This is a genomic window from Chryseobacterium daecheongense, assembly GCF_003729955.1.
Classification (GTDB): Bacteria; Bacteroidota; Bacteroidia; order Flavobacteriales; family Weeksellaceae; genus Chryseobacterium; species Chryseobacterium daecheongense.
This window is the reverse complement of record NZ_RJTX01000001.1, coordinates 1413407-1429080: the sequence shown is the minus strand read 5'-3', so window position 1 is coordinate 1429080 and position 15674 is coordinate 1413407. Positions and strand designations below refer to the sequence as shown.

Here is a 15674-nt window from a genome sequence, read left to right as displayed (position 1 = left end):
TAAATGCAAACCAGATTGAATTTTCTTGACCGTTTCCTTACCCTGTGGATTTTTCTTGCGATGATTGCCGGAATAGGACTCGGATATTTATTTCCCGAAATTCCGAAAATTATTAATGGTCTTTCAGTTGGAACCACCAATATTCCCATTGCTGTTGGACTGATTGTAATGATGTATCCTCCCTTGGCAAAAGTGGATTACAGCTTATTATTGAATGCATTTAATGATATAAAGGTATTATCTGTTTCTCTTTTGCTGAATTGGATCGTAGGACCTGTATTAATGTTTGTTTTGGCTGTGATTTTTTTGAGAGATGATCCGGAGTATATGATAGGCTTGATTCTGATAGGCCTGGCAAGATGTATCGCAATGGTTATAGTATGGAATGACCTTGCAAAAGGAAACAGAGAATATGCGGCTTTACTTGTTGCCTTAAACAGCATTTTTCAGGTGGTGACTTATGGCTTCTTTGCATGGCTTTTTATCAATGTTTTTCCTGAAAAACTGGGTTTAGGAGATTTTAACATATCTGTACCTGTGGGCGAAGTGGTTCAAAGTGTAATGATCTATCTTGGGATCCCTTTTCTTTTAGGTTTTTCAATTCGCTATCTGCTTTTGAAGATAAAAGGAAAAGAATGGTATGGAAGAAAATTTATTCCAGTGATTTCACCCATGACTTTATATGCATTATTATTCACGATCATTTTAATATTCAGCCTGAAAGGAGACACCATTCTGGAATTGCCTATGAATGTTTTGAAAGTTGCTGTACCCTTGATTATTTATTTCACATTGATGTTTTTCATCAGCTTCTTTTTGAGCAAATGGATGAAGATTCCTTATGATAAAAATGTTTCCATCGCTTTCACAGCTGCCGGGAATAATTTTGAACTGGCCATTGCAGTTTCTATTGCAGTATTCGGGATACATTCATCCCAAGCTTTTGTGGGAGTGATCGGTCCATTAGTAGAGGTACCCGTATTAATTTTATTAGTAAGGGCGAGTTTATATCTTAAACAGAAATATCAGAAAAAGGAGTCGTAAGAATCGATTGCAAAAAAATGTAAAATAGATGAACGGAAATCATTATTCGTTATACTAAAATCTAGAGGGAAATTCCGTACATTTGGGGTGGAAAATCTTTAAAATTATATTAGATGGACATTATTTTCGACCTTATTGAAAAAGAAAGACAAAGACAATCCCATGGTTTAGAGCTGATTGCATCAGAAAACTTTGTTTCTGACAACGTTATGAAAGCAATGGGAAGCGTATTGACAAATAAATATGCAGAAGGATACCCTGGAAAAAGATATTACGGAGGGTGTGAAGTAGTAGATGAGGTTGAAACTTTAGCCATCAACAGAGCAAAAGAACTTTTCGGTGTAGAGTATGCCAATGTACAGCCGCATTCAGGTTCTCAGGCGAATGCTGCAATTTATCTTGCGGTTTTAAAGCCGGGGGATAAAATCATGGGAATGGACCTTTCTATGGGAGGGCACCTTACTCACGGTTCTGCAGTTAACTTCTCAGGGATCCAGTATAACGTAGTTTCTTACGGAGTACAGCAGGAAACCGGTTTGATCGATTATGATCAGATGAGAGAAGTTGCTTTAAGAGAAAGACCGAAAATGATCATTGCAGGATTCTCTGCGTATTCAAGAGATTTAGAATATGCCAAATTCAGAGAAGTTGCGGATGAAGTAGGAGCAACGCTTTGGGCAGATATTGCTCACCCTGCAGGTTTGGTTGCCAAAGGATTATTGAATTCACCATTTGATCACTGTCACGTAGTAACTACTACTACTCACAAGACATTAAGAGGTCCAAGAGGAGGAATGATCCTGATGGGTAAAGATTTTGAAAACACATACGGTCATAAGACACCAAAAGGAGAGATCAAAATGATGAGCCAGGTGTTGGACGGAGCTGTGTTCCCGGGAATTCAGGGAGGACCACTTGAACATGTTATCGCGGCTAAAGCAGTTGCTTTCGGAGAAGCTTTAGATACTCAGTTCGAAACGTATGCTAAACAGGTTCGTTCAAATGCACAGGCATTGTCAAAAGCGATGATCAGCAGAGGATTTGATATCGTAAGCGGAGGAACAGACAATCACTTAATGTTAGTAGACCTTAGAAATAAAGGAGTGAACGGAAAAGAAACTGAAAAAGCTTTGGTTCTTGCTGATATTACATGTAATAAAAATATGGTTCCTTTCGATGATAAATCTCCATTTACCACTTCAGGAATCAGACTGGGAACTGCTGCTATCACTACAAGAGGATTGAAAGAGCAGGATATGGAAACTATTGCTGAATTGATCTCTGAAGTAGTAGATAACCTAAAGAGCGAAGAAGTAATTGCTTCTGTAAGAAAAAGAGTAAATGAACTAATGGAAGGTAAAGCATTATTCAATTATTAATACTTTACCGAAATTAATATAATAAGAATGGGCATCTGCTCATTCTTTTTTTATAGTTATGGAGAAAAAATCTTTCACCTTCGAAGAAATTAAACAAAAACTGGTCAACTATTGCGTTTACCAGGACCGTTGCCACGCAGAAATAGAGCAAAAGATGAAAGAATTTCTGCTGATTCCGGAAGCTAAAGAAGAGATTTTTTTATACCTCATACAGGAAAACTACCTGAATGAGGAAAGATTTACCAGAAGTTATATAAGAGGTAAATTTTATATCAAACACTGGGGCCGGAACAAAATCCGTATTAACCTAAAGCAGAAACAAATTTCTGAAAAACTGATCGAGAAATGTTTTGATGAAATTGATGAAGCCGACTACGAGAAAACCCTGAAAAAAATCTTTGAAGATTATTACTCTAAACAAAAAGGATTAAAGGAATATCAAAAGAAATCCAAGACCATAAAATATTTAATAAGCAAAGGGTTTGAGTATGATTTCATCATGGAAATTATTCAAAATTAATATCTGAATTAACATAAATGTAATTTTGGTAGTAGCTTTTTTATTGAAAAAAGAATAATTTTGCCAAAAAAATTAAAACATTTATGAAACAAAAATTATCGGTTTTTGGGAAAACGTCTCTGATGTTTTTCATGACTCTGTTTTCTATATGGAGTTGGGGACAAACTATTACAATTAACTTGACATCCGCAGGAGGATCAACAAATCTTGGCAGTAATAACTATAACTCTGGTGCAGAAAGAACGTGGACACAAGACAATGTTTCTTTTGGTGGGAAAGCCATAACTGCGGCAACTGCTCCAAATGCAGGAGCAATACAAGCTCAGGCAAGTAATGGAGTTATATACAATACAATAGCATTACCTGGGAAAATTAAGACCATTCAGGTGAATCAAAATGCTTCAACGGCCTTTACATTATATGGAGGAACTACCAGATTGGTAAATTCTGCTACTGCTAATTACACGGTAACGGGCGGTACATCGGCAGGTTCTGTAACAGGGACAACCTGGACTTCAGCAGATTTGTCAGCAAATAACTATACCTTTTTTGCTTTAAAAAAAGGTACCAATGCGGCATATATTACTTCCATTGTTATTACTTATGAAGTGGCATCTGCTCCTAGTTTATCTGCTACAGGTACATTTTCTCCGTTCTCATATGTTGAAGGAAATGGACCATCCGCAAGTCAGTCAATTCAGGCTTCCGGGAGCAATTTAGATGGTACAGATGTAACCGTAGCTGCACCAACTAACTATGAAGTATCCCTTACCAATGGGAATGATTTTGCTGATACAAAGATAATTCCATACTCAGGAGGTGCATTTACAGGTCAGAATGTATACCTTCGTTTAAAGAGTGGACTAGCTGTAAACAGTTACTCAGGGAATTTAACCATTTCCGGAGGAGGAGCCTCGTCTAATGCAAGTGTTGCGGCAAGTGGTAACATAACAGCAGCACCGCCTGCCAACGATTTATGTTCGGCTTCTACTGTTTTAAATGCAGGACAAACTACCAATGGTACTATGGTTAACGCCACTGCTACTTCAGGTTTAAGTTATGCGGCAACTAAAAGAGATGTTTGGTATAAGTTCACTCCTGCCAACACGGGAGATCATATTATAACGGCTAACTTTGCAAGTGGTCCTGATTTGGATCTTGATATTTTCACATCAACTTGTCCAACTTCAGGAACTGCACAGTTTACAGCACATACATCAGGTGTGACTTCTGAAGTTCTTACTGCAAGTTTAACAGCAAATACAGATTATTATATCAGAGTGATTGATTTCAATAATGATGCATCAGCTTTTGATATTACAGTTCAGGCTCCACAACCTTGTACTTCGCCAAATGTTGCCAGCAACCTGGCTCTTACTCCTACAAGTAACAGTATCAGCGGGAATTTTACAGACGCTTCTGCTTCAGGATATATGGTAGTGGTGAGCCAAAACGCTACTTTATCGGCTTCACCTGTTAATGGAATAACTTATAATGTAGGTGATAGTTTCGGAGGAGGGACTGTTGTGAAATATTCTTCAGGAACAACATTTACAGCCAATACTTTGAATCAGAATACAAACTATTATGTATATGTATTCTCTTATAACAATCAGTGTCTGGGAGCACCTTATTATAGTGCTACATCTGTATCGGGAAGTGCAACAACTTTGGCAGCGCCTTGCATGAGTGAAAACTTTTCATCAAATACACAACCATCCGGTTGGGTAAATTCAGGAACAGGGATTACTTACACTTCCGGATACGCCGATATGTCCGTAAATAATGGTTCCATAACCACATCTTCGCTGGCTTATCCTGCACAGCTGACTTTTGATCTGGCAAGAACAACCAACACTACAGCAAAAACACTTTATATAGAAGTTTCAACAACAAGCCAGAGTACAGGGTTTGTTATAGTAAAGACGTATGACCATTCTAATACAACATCTGGAGGAAGTACAGCTTGTACAGTTGATTTATCTGCATATTCTTCAAACCCTACTGTGTATATAAGATTCAGAAAAGAATCTGGTACTACTTCACCTTGGAGAATAGATAATGTGCAAACCTTATGTTCGGCGGTTTGGAATGGTTCCACATGGACAAGTACTCCGAATGCTAATACGGATGCAATTATTACAGGAAATTATTCAACCACTACCAATCCTTCTTTCACAGCTAAAAATATTGTTATTAAAAATGGAGGAGTTTTAGAGGTTACTTCCGGTAATACTGTTAATGGTGTAGATATTACTGTAGAGCATGGAGGGAACTTCATTCAAAGAGATGGTTCTACCGTAAACTATACAGGAACTTTTAAAACTTTGAAAAACGGATTAAGTGATATCAATAAATATGCTTTCTGGTCATCAGCTGTTGCAAACCAAGATTTGACTGCAATTTATGGTGTTGGAAATACTCCGGCATTTATTACACAGTATAATACCGCTACAGATTATTTTGTTAATGCAACTTCTACAATATCAAGTGTAGGTACCGGATACTCTATTAAAACACCGGTTGCCAATGCTTCACTTACCTTTACAGGAGTTCCAAACAATGGAACATATACGAAAACACTTTCTACAGCAGGTAATGGGTTCAATCTTATTGGAAATCCGTACCCTTCGAACCTAGATCTAAATGCTTTCTATAATGCAAACTCCACAAGAATATCCAATACATTCTATTTTTGGGATAATACAAGTAATTCAGTAACCACACAAGGAGGTGCAACCACTGTTAACATCGGGTATGCAACTTACAATCCTGCGACACAGGTTTGGGTTTCGGCACCTAATATTACCAATATACCTACGGATAATGTTGCTGCTATCGGACAAGGTTTCATCGTAAAAGCTACGAATGCAGCGGATACCTCTTTAAGCTTTACCAATAATATGCGAGTAGGTATAAGTGGAGTATTCTTTAATAAAACAACCACTACAGACGAAGGTAAATTTTGGTTGAGATTAAATTCATCATATAATACAAGCAATACTCTTGCGGTAGCTTATCTTGCTCAGGCTTCTGATGCATATGATAAGTATGACTCTCAAGCAATGGCTACAGGTTCGGATGCTTTCTATACATTGGCAGATGCTCAAAAACTGGTTATTCAGGGAAAAGGTGGTTTTGATATTAATGATATCGTACCTGTAGGAACTAAACATTTTGAAACCGGTAATTTTGTTATTTCCTTAGTAAAAAAAGAAGGAATATTTGATAATGGACAGCCTATTTACATTCATGATAAAGTATTAGGAACTTATACCAATCTACAAAACGGAAACTATACTTTTTCAGCTAATGCAGGGGAACTTACAACAAGATTTGAAATTGTATATAAAGACATGAATGTACTTGCTGCTAATGAAATTAAAAATGAAGCTTTTGAAGTGTATAAAGACGGAGAGGATTTCGTAGTAAGAAATAATAAGAATATTGACAGCATTGAATTATTTGATGCTTCAGGAAGAAAGATCAGTGAGGCCGTTGGTCATACAAAAGAGATTCGTTTTAAACTGATTACAAAAGGATTATATATTTTAAAAGCAGTCTCAGCAGGAAAAGAATACACTAAAAAGTTAATTAAATAAAAAAACATACATGAAAAAAATAGTTATCGCAAGTTTAATCATCCTTTCAAGCAGTATTTTTGCACAGGAATCTTCAGATGATAATCAGTTTGTTTATCAGGAGTCTTCCACAAAGAATACTGAAGAGGATGTTTATCCAGGAAATCCCGGAGATCCGGAGCCCGCACCAATAGATCAGTATATTCCTGCTCTTGTAATAATGGCAGTAGGAATTATAGTTTATGCAAAAAGAAAGAAAATAGCATAGCATAACAATATAGTATATAGATTTTTAACTCCTAAGGCTTGCTTTAGGAGTTTTTATTATAAAGAGAGGTACTTCGGAATTTTTTGTTTTTATAATGATTTTTGATCTTGGAAAATCTTGAATTCTATTGCTTTAAAAGAAAGAATTGAAGGAATATCAGAAGAAATCCGGGACTATATAATATTTGATGAACAAAGGTTTTGAATATGAGAAAATAAATGATACTTTTGGATAACATAAGTGATGTAAATAATAAAGGAAGGGATTGGAAAAACAAAAAATAAGGCTTTCACCTCTATTATATAGAGATAATGAGTTAAAGTATATGCATAATACATTTAATACAATTGAGTATCATAAAAATGAGCCTGAAATAATAAAAGTATCTTAAGATTGTTTAGGGAAAATTCTTATTGTCCCTCTTCTATAACACCCGCCCGTACTCTTCTTAACTGATGAAAAAAAATGTTCTCATTATATAAGATTAAAAAGTTGAGTACCCCTGAGAATTATTAAATAGAAAAATTTCGAGAAATAATATAGAAACCGAGTATTTATGAATATCTATGCATCGTAATAGTATATAAATATTGATGATTTCTTTGAAACCAATATTTCTGGTATAATTTTTGACAATGGTTTGTGCTTGCCTTCAGGTACGAATCTTACAGATGAATGCAAAGAAAGAATTTTAAAAATTCTAAACTCGGTGAACTAATTTGTTATTTAATTTAAAGTTTGATGAATTTTTATTTTAATTTTGCATGGTGATTTAAAAAAATGGGTTTGATAGATATAAACATAAATATAGACAATGTACAATTCTCTTAGGAAAAGAATATTTGGAGGGGATAATATTGTCAATCTCTCTGAAGTAAGATACCTTCCGAGATGGATAATCTTGGTAATAGATATTATTATTCTCGTAATATCTTTATTTCTTTCTACTTATATTATAGAGAAAATTACTAAACAGGAATTTATTTATCACGAAGATAAAAGTGTTGTTTTTGCCTTTATCATTCTGATAAATACAGTGTTTATGTATATTTTCAAAACGTATGCAGGGATTATAAGGCATTCAACATTTATAGATTTATTTAAACTGCTGGTTTGTTGTTTCTGTACAATGATTGTTGTAGGAACTATAAACATTACTTACTTCTGGATTACAGGGGGTAAATTCATACTTACGCCTTATTTAATCCTTTATTTTATCATCTCCTTTATGGGGCTTTTCATTTTCAGATTATATGTAAAGGAATTCTTTCATATAGTAAGAGAATATAGAAGAAGTGCCTTAAAAAAGAGAATCCTGGTATTAGGAATTGATGAGCAATCTATAGCCATCGCCAGAGCTGTTTTGGATAATCCAAGCCTTCCTTATCAGGTAGTAGGTTTTCTTACCCAAAGAACAGACTCCAAAAGAGCTTCGTTACTAGGTAAACCTATTTATGAAAAGAGGAAGATTGAGGAAGCTACGAAGGAAGATCTCATGATAGACGGGATAATTATTATCAAAGAAATGATGTCTAGAGATGAAATGAACTCGTGGGTGAATTTATTTTTAGAAAAAGATCTCCATATATTCAAAGCGCCATCCGTACAAAAAGTAAGAGGCAATGATCTGGGAGGATCTATCCGAAACTTACAGATTGAAGATTTGTTAAATAGAAGGCCGATTAAGATCGAAAATGAAGATGTTAAAAAAAGACATTTCAATAAAGCAGTACTGGTTACCGGTGGTGCTGGATCAATAGGTAGTGAAATTGTACGACAGGTGGCTCAATTTGATCCATCATTAATAGTTGTTTTAGATCAGGCTGAAACGCCATTGTATGATATTGAACTTGAAATGAAGGATAAATTTCCGCATATCAAATTCAAATTTGTTTTGGCTGATGTTTCAAACAGACATAGGATAGAACCACTGTTTCAGACCTACAACTTTTCAATGGTTTATCATGCCGCTGCATACAAACATGTTCCTTTAATAGAAGAAAATCCTCAAGAAGCTATTTTGGTAAATGTTTTGGGATCAAAAAATATTGCTACATTATCCAGCAAATATAAAGTTAACAGATTTGTAATGATTTCTACAGATAAAGCGGTGAATCCAACGAATGTAATGGGAGCCTCCAAGCGTGCAGCAGAATTATTTGTTCAGTCATTACAAAATGTTGAAGGAAACACTACCAAATTCATTACTACGAGATTCGGAAACGTTTTAGGATCAAATGGTTCTGTAATCCCCCATTTTAAGAGACAAATTGAAGCAGGAGGACCTGTAACCATCACCCATCCTGAAATTGTAAGGTATTTTATGACCATTCCCGAAGCTTGTGAATTGGTATTACAGGCCGGAACAATGGGGCAGGGCGGTGAGATTTTTGTTTTTGATATGGGAGAACCCGTTAAAATATTAAATCTGGCTAAAAGAATGATAAAATTATCAGGATTCGAACCTAATATAGATATTAAAATCATATATACAGGTTTAAGGCCAGGCGAGAAATTATATGAGGAATTATTGAGTGATAATGCCAAAACACTTCCTACTCATAATGAAAAGATTATGATTTCCAAAGATCCTTCAATGGAGTTTGAAGAAGTAGATTTTCTGTGTAAACAAATTATCACTTCTGCTGTAAAAAAGGATAAATTGCAGGTAGTGAAAATACTAAAAACAATTGTTCCTGAATTCATTAGTAATAACTCGGAATTTGAGATTTTAGATAAATATCCCGAAGAAAATATTGATGAAAAAAAATACAAATAACATATTTGGTAAGTGTATTGTCCAAAAAAATAATAATATCCTATTTTTGTAAAAATTATCTAGAATGAATTTTAAATATTTTGTTTATGCTGCTTTAAGCTTGATATTCTTTTCTTGTGCAACTCCAAAACAAGAGATTAATTATATGAAGAATATTGAAAGTATTGCACTCGAAAATTCTGCTAAAAACAGCAGAAATACATTACAACCTGGTGATCAGCTAATCATTACCGTATCAGCAAAAGATATGGATGTGGTTGCTCCTTTCAATCAAAATTACTCATCTGCTACAACTATTACCCAATATACACTTCCTAGCTCTAATAATCAGCCTCAGGCTATTCCCGTAACAGGACCTACTTATACAATAGATTCTAATGGGAATATTTCTTTTCCTGTGTTGGGAAATATCAGTACTACCGATTTAAATTCAGAAGACTTAAGAGAAAAGCTTACAGGCCTTTTAACGACTTATATTAAAAACCCTGTGGTTAGTGTTAAACTTATTAATTTCAAAGTAACGGTTTTAGGGGAAGTCAATAAGCCGGGAACATATCTGGTTCCGGATGGTGGTAATGCTACCATTATGACGGCTTTAGGTTTTGCAGGAGATGCTACTATTTATGGGCATAAAGATAAGGTGATTGTGGTTCGTAATACAGACGGAAAAATAGAACATCAGACTTTAGATCTTACCTCTGCAGATTTTATCAACTCACCTTATTATTATTTAAAGCAAAATGATCAGATCATTGTTCCTTCAAATAAGACAAGAGAAAGAGCATCCCGTTTAAATCCTAACGCAGGAATCTATATTTCTGTAGCATCAGTAGCCATTGCCCTAATAACCCTTATTTTCAGAAATAATTAACACATAATATGGAAAACGATACATCAAGTCAATTACAAGATGAAGAAAAAATTGCTCTAAGGGATTTACTTAAACCATATATTCTGAGATGGTATTGGTTGATTTTGGGAGCTGTAGTGGCAGTAATTATTGCATGGTTTTTTCTTCGTTATTCCATTCCTGTTTATAATACACAGTCTACCATACTCATAAAAGAAGTTAAGAAGTCTACTTCCTCACAACCGGATATGTCTGTTATTTCAGAAATCAGCGGATTGGGAAGTATGTCTACCAATTCGGTGGATAATGAGATTGAGATATTCAAATCCAGAAAACTTATGCTTTCTGTGGTGAGAGAGTTGGGAATTGAAACTTCTATTTTCAGGGAAGGGAATATCAAGGATTCGGAATTATATAAAGAAACTTCACCTTTTATTGTTCGCGTAATCAATGAAAATAAGAAGGCGGCATTTCCTCAAGAGCCTGTTCAGGTACAACTTCATGGCAATGAAATTACCTTAAGTTCAGAATTTTTGCCTAAAAAAATAATCACAAGTTTCGGGAAAACCATTTCGTTGCCTTTTGGGACCTATCTTATTCAAAAGAATCCCCAATATAATTTCAAGAAGGAAAGTGACGGAAATTATAAAATGCAGTTTATGAGTGGTATGAGCCGCACATTGGGACTGCTTTCTCAGTTGAGCGTCAAGTTGGTGGATGATGATGCGACAGTGATATTGTTAGGTATGAACCATTCTGTTCCTGAAAAAGCAGAGGATGTTTTAAAACGTCTGGCAATAGATTATAACAGAGATGCAAGTCTCGATAAAAATTCAGAAGCACAGAAAACAGCAGATTTCATTGAAGACAGGATCCGAATTATCGCCCGTGAATTGGGTGAGGTTGAAAATCAGAAGGAAAATTTTAAAGTTGAAAATAAGATTGCAGATATAGCATCCGAAGCCGAAATAAGTTTACAAAGTATTTCCCATGGCAAACAGGAACAACTTGAGAATGAAAGTCAATTGGAATTGGTGAATAGTTTATTAGGATATATGAATAATCAAAATTCATATCAGGTGCTACCTTTAAACGTAGGACTTACAAATCCTGATACTTCAAGTAATATTGCATTGTTTAATCAACTCGTGATAGAGAGAAACCGATTATTGGAGAACTCAACTCCTGCAAACCCCGTAGTTCAGGATGTAACGAAGCAGATAAACAGTATGAGAAGCTCTATTGTTTCGAGTCTACAAAAAACCCTTTCAGGGCTGCAAATCAAAAGGAATAACCTTCTTAACGAACAAAATAAAGTAGCAGGCCGCATTTCTAAAATACCATTGCAGGAGAAACTTTTCAGAAGCATCGAAAGACAGCAAAATATTAAAGAACAATTGTATCTTCTCCTTTTACAGAAAAGGGAAGAAGCTGCGATTTCTCTTGCAATTGCTGCTCCGAAAGCAAGGGTTGTGGATGATCCATTAACTTCAGGTATACCTGTTTCTCCGAAAAGACAAATCATTTATTTGGCGGCACTTCTTGTCGGATTGTTGATACCATTAGGAATTATTTATTTGATAGAATTATTCAATAATAGAATAAAGTCCAAAAAAGATCTAGAAAAGCTGCTTCAAGGAGGAACGGTGATCGGGGAACTTCCAAGAATCGGAAATGATCAACCGGATATTGTACAAGTAAATGATCTTAGCCCAATGGCTGAAGCATTTCGTATTTTGATTACCAATATGAATTTTATGCTTCCTAAAAATAAGAAGGGGCATGTAGTTTTTGTTACTTCAAGTGTGAAAGGGGAAGGAAAAACATTTACTTCAGTGAATTTGGCTTTAACATTGGCTACACCAAGGAAAAAAGTAATCATTATTGGTTCTGATATCCGAAATCCGCAGCTTCAGAGATACAATGAAAGTAGAAAGGGATTGAAAGGGATTACAGAATATATGTATGATCAGGAAATAAAGGCTGATGAAATTATCCATAGATCAACATTCAATCCACATTGTGATGTTATTTACTCAGGATCCATAGCACCAAATCCAACGGATCTTCTTAGTAATGGAAGATACCAGGAGTTGGTAGAATCACTTAAAGACCGTTACGATTATATTGTTCTGGATACCGCTCCACTGATGCTGGTAACAGATTCTTTCTTAATAGTAGATACAGCGGATGTCGTTGTATATGTAGTACGATCAGAATATACGCCTAAAGATCTTATAGACTTTGCCAATAAGCAGATCTATGAAGGAAAAATTAAAAATGTAGGCTTTGTTTTGAATGATGTAAGTAATACAGAAGGAGGATACGGATATAATTATGGATATGGATACGGATACTCAGCTAAAGAGAAACAAAGCTGGTGGAAGAAAATATTTAGATTCTAAAAATAAATCATATGCCCGATATTTTGCCAAAACTTACAGAGTGGAATTTATCGGATAGGTGAAATAGTAAATTTATAAAAAAGTAAAAAATATTACTTCTTTATAAATTTACTGCTTCGCATAAATAAAAAAAAATGAACACAAATCATAAAATTGCAGTTGTTGGCTTAGGATATGTTGGCCTGCCTTTGGCAAGATTATTTGCCACAAAATATCCTGTGGTAGGCTTCGATATTAATCAGAAAAGAATTGATGAACTGAACGACGGTCACGATGATACTTTGGAAGTAGAAGACGACATTCTGCAATCTGTTTTGATGAAAGAAAATCCGTATTCAAATACAAATAACGGATTGTTCTGCTCTTATAGTCTTGATGATATTAAAGAGGCGAACATCTATGTTATAACAGTTCCTACACCGGTAGATAAACATAACCATCCTGATTTAACGCCCTTATACAAATCAAGCGAAACTGTCGGAAAAGTTCTTAAAAAAAATGATATCGTTATTTATGAATCCACAGTTTATCCAGGAGTTACAGAAGAAGAATGCGTTCCTGTTTTGGAAAAAATTTCAGGATTAAAGTTTAATGAAGACTTCTATGTAGGGTATTCTCCTGAACGTATTAATCCAGGAGACAAAGAACATACTGTAGATAAAATATTAAAAGTTACTTCAGGCTCTACACCGGAGATCGGAAAAATTGTAGACGGTTTGTATAAGTCTGTTATTACGGCAGGAACCCACTTGGCTCCATCCATAAAGGTTGCAGAAGCTTCAAAAGTGATCGAAAACTCACAGAGAGATATTAATATTGCTTTTATTAATGAATTGGCAAAGATTTTTTCCTTAATGGATATTGATACTCACGATGTTTTGGAAGCTGCAGGTACAAAATGGAATTTTTTAAAATTCAAGCCGGGTTTGGTAGGAGGACACTGTATTGGAGTGGACCCATTTTATTTGGCTCAGAAAGCACAGGAAATTGGATATTATTCTGAACTGATTTTAGCAGCAAGAAGGCTTAACGACTCAATGGGTTCATTTGTAGCATCTCAGGTGGTTAAATTACTGATCAAAAATGATATCAAAGTAAAAGGTGCTAAAATTTTGAATTTAGGAATTACATTTAAAGAAAACTGTCCGGATATAAGGAATTCAAAGGCAATTGATGTTATTACAAATCTTCAGGATTATGGTGCTGAAGTGACGATATTTGATCCATGGGCCAATACAAAAGAAGTAAGTGATGAGTATGGAATGACTTGCTATTCTAATGTATCAGAAATCTCTCATAAGTTTGATGGAATTATTTTAACCGTTGCTCATGATGAATTTCTTAACCTTGATTTAAATGATTTCCTTCATGATAAGGGTGTGATTTATGATGTGAAAGGAGTCTTTTCAAAAGAAGACGTGGATAAAAGACTATAATTAAATTTTATTAATATAATTCCTGTAGAAATCGTGGTATATTTGCAGGTTAAGCATAATTAAATAAAGATGGTAGAACATGATGTAAGACCTTGGGGAGAATACTGGGTTTTGGAAGATGCTGAAACTCATAAAGTTAAAAGAATCTTGGTTAATCCGGGAGGAAGGCTTTCTCTGCAGTATCATCATCACAGAGCTGAAGTATGGACTATAGTTTCGGGTGTTGGTACCATTACAATTAATGACGAAATCAAAGACTATACTGCAGGAAATGTAGCACAGATTCCTTTAGGAGCACATCATCGCATTGAGAACAGGACTGCTGAACCTGTTGTTTTTATAGAAGTGCAATATGGAACTTACTTTGGTGAGGACGATATTGTAAGAGTTGAAGATGATTACAATAGAGCATGAAAATATACAACGTAATTTTATCGGGTGGTGTAGGAAGCAGGCTTTGGCCTCTTTCCCGTAAACAGCATCCTAAACAGTTTCTTAAATTATTTTCTGGGAAAGCATTATTTGAATTAACGGCAGAACGTAACCAGAAAGTGGTGGATCAAATTATGGTTGTAGGGAATACAGATCATATTGAATGGAGTAAACAGCTTCTAAGTGATGTTACACTCCCAAAAACTTTTATTACAGAAACAGCTGCTCGAAATACAGCTGCAGCTATTGCTTTTGCTGCTTTAGCAGTTGATCCTGATGATATATTGATTATTACGCCATCTGATCACCTGATTCAGAATCAGGATGCTTATGAAAAAGCAATTAAAGAAGCAGTTGAATTAGCGAAAAAAGATTTTCTTGTCACTTTCGGGGTAGTGCCTTCAAAACCTGAAACAGGATATGGCTATATTGAATATGAAGGCAAAGATGTGCTTTCATTTAGAGAAAAGCCAAATACAGAAACTGCTCAGGAATTTTTAGAAAGAGGAACTTTCCTTTGGAATTCAGGAATGTTTTGTTTTAAAGCAGGAGTACTTTTAGATGAGTTAAAGAATTATCAGCCTGAAGTACTGGATAAATGCAGTGAGGCTTGGCAAGCATCCGAAAATCAGTGTTTAGATATTGATGCTTCGCTCCAGATTCCTTCCATAAGTATTGATTATGCGGTGATGGAAAGATCAAAAAAAATAAAAGTTGTTCCAGCTCATTTCAGATGGAATGATTTAGGATCTTTTGAATCTTTGTATGATTATTTACGTTCAACAGGGCATCCTGTAGATGAAAATGGAAATATGGTTATTGGAACAGAAATCTTTACAGCTTTTGTAGGATTGAAGGATTCTATTTTGGTGTACACTCCTGATGCATTGTTGATTCTTCATAAAGAAAAATCACAAGATGTAAAAAAAGTATATAACCAGCTTGAAAAATATAAATCTAGTTTAAGATAATTTAATCAA

At 35.0% G+C, this 15674-nt stretch carries 11 protein-coding genes; all 11 read left to right on the top strand.

Features of this window, described 5'->3' with window-relative positions; translation table 11 throughout:
• The first annotated feature begins 3 nt into the window (after nt 1-3).
• The 11 genes from arsB (at nt 4) to EGI05_RS06585 (ending at nt 15665) form a co-directional block, all read left to right on the top strand.
• Nucleotides 4-1044 carry an ACR3 family arsenite efflux transporter gene (gene arsB, locus EGI05_RS06635; protein ID WP_123262251.1) on the top strand — a complete coding sequence of 347 codons (1041 nt, stop codon included), beginning with the start codon at nt 4-6 and terminating at the stop codon, nt 1042-1044.
• A gap of 113 nt (nt 1045-1157) precedes the next feature.
• Nucleotides 1158-2423: a serine hydroxymethyltransferase gene (gene glyA, locus EGI05_RS06630; protein ID WP_123262250.1), complete on the top strand. Its 1266-nt coding sequence runs from the start codon at nt 1158-1160 to the stop codon at nt 2421-2423.
• 58 nt (nt 2424-2481) lie between these two features.
• Nucleotides 2482-2943: a regulatory protein RecX gene (locus EGI05_RS06625; protein ID WP_185144956.1), complete on the top strand. Its 462-nt coding sequence runs from the start codon at nt 2482-2484 to the stop codon at nt 2941-2943.
• Between the two features lie 83 nt (nt 2944-3026).
• Nucleotides 3027-6545 carry a beta strand repeat-containing protein gene (locus EGI05_RS06620; RefSeq protein ID WP_123262249.1) on the top strand — a complete coding sequence of 1173 codons (3519 nt, stop codon included), beginning with the start codon at nt 3027-3029 and terminating at the stop codon, nt 6543-6545.
• A gap of 10 nt (nt 6546-6555) precedes the next feature.
• Complete coding sequence (locus tag EGI05_RS06615; RefSeq protein WP_123262248.1) at nt 6556-6792, top strand: hypothetical protein; 237 nt, start codon at nt 6556-6558, stop codon at nt 6790-6792.
• A gap of 814 nt (nt 6793-7606) precedes the next feature.
• Nucleotides 7607-9571, top strand: coding sequence for a polysaccharide biosynthesis protein (locus EGI05_RS06610; protein WP_123262247.1), 1965 nt, complete (start codon nt 7607-7609; stop codon nt 9569-9571).
• 64 nt (nt 9572-9635) lie between these two features.
• Complete coding sequence (locus EGI05_RS06605) at nt 9636-10442, top strand: polysaccharide biosynthesis/export family protein (protein WP_123262246.1); 807 nt, start codon at nt 9636-9638, stop codon at nt 10440-10442.
• Between the two features lie 8 nt (nt 10443-10450).
• Nucleotides 10451-12826 carry a GumC family protein gene (locus EGI05_RS06600; RefSeq protein WP_123262245.1) on the top strand — a complete coding sequence of 792 codons (2376 nt, stop codon included), beginning with the start codon at nt 10451-10453 and terminating at the stop codon, nt 12824-12826.
• Nucleotides 12827-12960: 134 nt separating this feature from the next.
• Nucleotides 12961-14262 (top strand): nucleotide sugar dehydrogenase, encoded by a 1302-nt coding sequence (locus EGI05_RS06595; protein WP_123262244.1) that lies wholly within the window; start codon nt 12961-12963, stop codon nt 14260-14262.
• Between the two features lie 69 nt (nt 14263-14331).
• The gene (locus tag EGI05_RS06590) at nt 14332-14676 is read left to right on the top strand and encodes a phosphomannose isomerase type II C-terminal cupin domain (RefSeq protein ID WP_123262243.1); all 345 of its coding nucleotides are present in this window, start codon (nt 14332-14334) and stop codon (nt 14674-14676) included.
• Nucleotides 14673-15665, top strand: coding sequence for a mannose-1-phosphate guanylyltransferase (locus EGI05_RS06585; protein ID WP_123262242.1), 993 nt, complete (start codon nt 14673-14675; stop codon nt 15663-15665). Before EGI05_RS06590 ends, EGI05_RS06585 begins: the two co-directional genes overlap by 4 nt.
• Nucleotides 15666-15674: the final 9 nt, after the last annotated feature.